This is a genomic window from Kitasatospora sp. LaBMicrA B282 (assembly GCF_050325825.1).
Taxonomy (GTDB): domain Bacteria; phylum Actinomycetota; class Actinomycetes; order Streptomycetales; family Streptomycetaceae; genus Kitasatospora.
Genome location: NZ_JBNQTI010000327.1, coordinates 1 through 3299, shown reverse-complemented (window position 1 = coordinate 3299; position 3299 = coordinate 1). Strand labels below are relative to the sequence as shown.

The window sequence follows — 3299 nt, the reverse complement described above, 5'->3', positions numbered from 1 at the left end:
CGGCCGGCGCAGCCGCCGGGGTCGGACGGGGGCCGGGGGTCGCGGCGGGCCGCGGGCCCGGCGTCGGGGCACCCGGCTTGGGTGCAGCAGCCGCACCGGCACCGCCGGCGGGCGTGGGCGCCGCGGGCTTCCGCGGGCCAGGCTTGGCGGACGAGCCACCGGCAGGCGGGGTCGCTCCCAAAGCGTCAGTCAACTTGCGCACGACCGGCGCCTCGATCGTCGAGGACGCCGAACGGACGAACTCACCGAGCTCGGTGAGCTTGGCCATGACGGCCTTGCTCTCCAGCCCAAGCTCCTTGGCGAGCTCGTATACCCGGACCTTAGCCACTTCGCTCCTGTCTGTAAGTCCGGGGTCGTCTCCGCCGGACCGTCGCTACTTCATGGGCGTACTCATCGCGTACTCATCGAGTGCTCATCGCAATCTCGACCTACTTCCATCTCGCGAGGTACCTGACTTTGGCGTGCCGCACCGAAGTGCGTACGCCGTGCTCTGTACGGTGGTTCTCCCCCGCACCGGCGGGGGTGGTACTGGTGTCCCGGGCCGGCCCTGGGCCGCCCCGAGCCGGTTCGGCCGAGGGGAGCCTCAGGACGCCGGAGCGCCGGCGGCCCCGGCCTCGACCTGCTCCCGCAGCCGCTCCGTGTCGAGCGGACCCTGGAGCCGGAAGGCCCTCGGGAACGCACGGCGGCGGACTGCCAGGTCGAGACAGGCCGGGTCGGAGTGCAGGTACGCGCCCCGCCCGGGCAGCGAACCACGAGGATCGGGGACGCAGACGCCCTCGACCGCCGTGACTCGCAACAGCTCGTGCTTGGCCGCTCGCTTGCGGCAGCCCACGCAGGTGCGTTCAGGGCATGCGCGGACACGCGTCCGGCCGGACACCATCAAGTCTACCCCTCCAGCGGGACTGACCGCGGCCCCGTCGATCAGGACGGGGCCGCTGTTCTCGACACACAACACCACTATTCGGCGGCGGATTCCCCGTCCGGCACATCGGCGGGGGCCTCGGTGTCCGGTCGGATGTCGATCCGCCAGCCGGTGAGGCGGGCGGCCAGTCGGGCGTTCTGGCCCTCCTTGCCGATCGCCAGCGACAGCTGGTAGTCGGGCACGATCACCCGGGCGGAGCGCTGCGCGTAGTCCACGATCTCGACCTTCGTCACCCGCGCGGGCGACAGCGCACTGGCGACCATCTCGGCCGGGTCCTCCGACCAGTCGACGATGTCGATCTTCTCACCGTGCAGCTCGGCCATCACGTTGCGCACCCGGCCGCCCATCGGGCCGATGCAGGCGCCCTTGGCGTTCAGGCCCGCCCGGCGGGAGACCACGGCGATCTTGGTGCGGTGACCGGCCTCGCGGGCGATCGCGGCGATCTCCACCGAACCGTCGGCGATCTCCGGCACCTCCAGGGCGAAGAGCTTCTTCACCAGGTTGGGGTGCGTGCGGGAGAGCGTCACCGAAGCGCCGCGCACGCCGCGGCGGACCGCCACCACGTAGCTGCGCAGCCGGGTGCCGTGCTTGTACTCCTCGCCCGGGACCTGCTCCTGCGGCGGCAGGATGGCCTCCAGCTTGCCGATGTCGACCAGCACGTTCTTCGGGTCGTTGCCCTGCTGGACGACACCGGTGACGATGTCGCCCTCCTTGCCCGCGTACTCGCCGAAGGTCTGGTCGTCCGCGGCGTCCCGCAGGCGCTGCAGGATCACCTGCTTGGCGGTGCTGGCGGCGATCCGGCCGAACCCGCTCGGGGTGTCGTCGAACTCCTTGGGCTCCACGCCCTCCTCGAGCTCGCTCGCGTCCTCAAGCGCCCACACGGTCACATGGCCGGTCTTGCGGTTCAGCTCGACACGGGCGCGACGGCGCGAGCCCTCGGTCCGGTGGTAGGCGATGAGGAGCGCCGACTCGATCGACTCGACCAGCAGGTCGAACGGGATGTTCTTCTCGGTCACCAGCCCACGCAGGGCACTCATGTCGATGTCCACGGCTACGCCTCCTCTGCTCTTCTCTTCTTGCTCACTGCTCGTCGGCAGCGTCGTCTTCGGCGGCCTCGTCGGCCGGGTCCAGGTCATCGTCCGCCAGGTCGGCACCGTCCTCCGCGTCGGCGAGCAGCTGCTCGTCCTCCTTGCGGTTGAACTCGACCTGGATCCGCGCCTTGGCGACCTCGGCGAACTCCAGCCGGCGCTCCTTGGCCTTGCCCCGGCCCTTGACCGGCTGCACCTCGACCAGCGCGCCCTCCTCGTCGCCGGACAGGATCCGCGCCACGATCTCGGCACCGTCGGTGAGCTTGACCTTCACCAGCCGGCCGGTGTTGCGGCGCCAGTGCCGGGGCTGGGTGAGCGGGCGGTCCACGCCCGGCGAGCCGACCTCCAGCAGGTAGGCGGCACTGCCCATCAGGTCGCTCTCGTCCAGCGCCTGGCCGACCTCGCGACTGAACTCGGCGATCGCGTCCAGGTCCACGCCGCCGTCGGCGTCCACGTCGATCTGCACCTGGCGGCGGCTACCGGCCTGGGTGATCTTGACGTCCTCAAGATCCAGACCCGCGCGCTCGGCCAGCGGCTCCAACAGGGCACGCAACCGATCGGTGGGGGTGGTGCTCATCCGGGTGACTCCTCGGCCGCGTCTGCTGTTGTCAGAAGGTCGTAACTCGCCCAAAGCCTATCGGGTCGACCCCCGAACCGCCGATTCCGGCTCCGCTACGCCCGCCCGCGGGCGCGCCGGAACCGCACCCGCGATCACCGGCGTCAGCCACTGACGGTACGGTCTGGCGGGCGGGTGGGCACAACTCTTTCACCCGGTGAAGCCCCCGCGGTTCACCCGGTGAAGCCGCGATGACGGCGAGGCCGCCCACCCGGACAGATCCGGCACACGCAGCGGGGGCGCTCGACGGCTTCCGCCCGACCCGAGGGAGCTCGTCGATGCAGTCCCCCAGCCGGCGGACGTTTCTGGCCACCGGGGCCCTGGCCGCCGCCGGGCTCCTGACCGCCTGCACCGCCGCGGCGGACGACAAGGGCGCCCGGGGCGCCGGCGCGAGCGGCCCCGCCGCCAAGCCGGCCGACCCCGACCTGCCGCTGCGCACCCGCGCACTGGCCGCGGTCGACGGCCTGCTCGCCCAGTACGACGCCGTGCTCGGCCCCTCCCCCGCCCCCGGCCTCCCGCTGGCCGGGAACCGGACGGCGGTGCAGGCCCAGCGGGCCGCGCTGGCCGCCGGACTGCCGACCGCCGCCGCCTCGCCGAGCCGCAGCGGGTCGGCCACCGCCACCCCGCGCGCCGCCGCATCCGGTGCCGCCTCGGCCGGGGCCATCACGCCGAG

The 3299-nt window shown here is 72.5% G+C and carries 4 protein-coding genes and 1 pseudogene; 1 reads left to right on the top strand and 4 read right to left on the bottom strand.

Annotation, left to right across the window (positions count from 1 at the left end):
* From ACQRUO_RS39060 to rimP, 4 genes are all read right to left on the bottom strand, one after another.
* Positions 1-328: translation initiation factor IF-2 N-terminal domain-containing protein (locus ACQRUO_RS39060; RefSeq protein ID WP_428320941.1), on the bottom strand; the 328-nt coding region annotated here is incomplete at its 3' end.
* 255 nt (positions 329-583) lie between these two features.
* Positions 584-877, bottom strand: coding sequence for a YlxR family protein (locus ACQRUO_RS39055; protein ID WP_428320942.1), 294 nt, complete (start codon positions 875-877; stop codon positions 584-586).
* Between the two features lie 80 nt (positions 878-957).
* Entirely contained in the window at positions 958-1971 is a 1014-nt protein-coding gene (gene nusA / locus ACQRUO_RS39050) for a transcription termination factor NusA (RefSeq protein ID WP_428320940.1), read from the bottom strand.
* A 31-nt stretch (positions 1972-2002) separates the two neighbouring features.
* A complete protein-coding gene (rimP, locus tag ACQRUO_RS39045; protein WP_428320939.1) occupies positions 2003-2587 on the bottom strand; it encodes a ribosome maturation factor RimP in 585 nt (194 codons plus the stop codon).
* A gap of 317 nt (positions 2588-2904) precedes the next feature.
* Between rimP and ACQRUO_RS39040 the strand changes: the two are divergent.
* Positions 2905-3299, top strand: a pseudogene (locus tag ACQRUO_RS39040) (hypothetical protein); the annotation flags it as partial.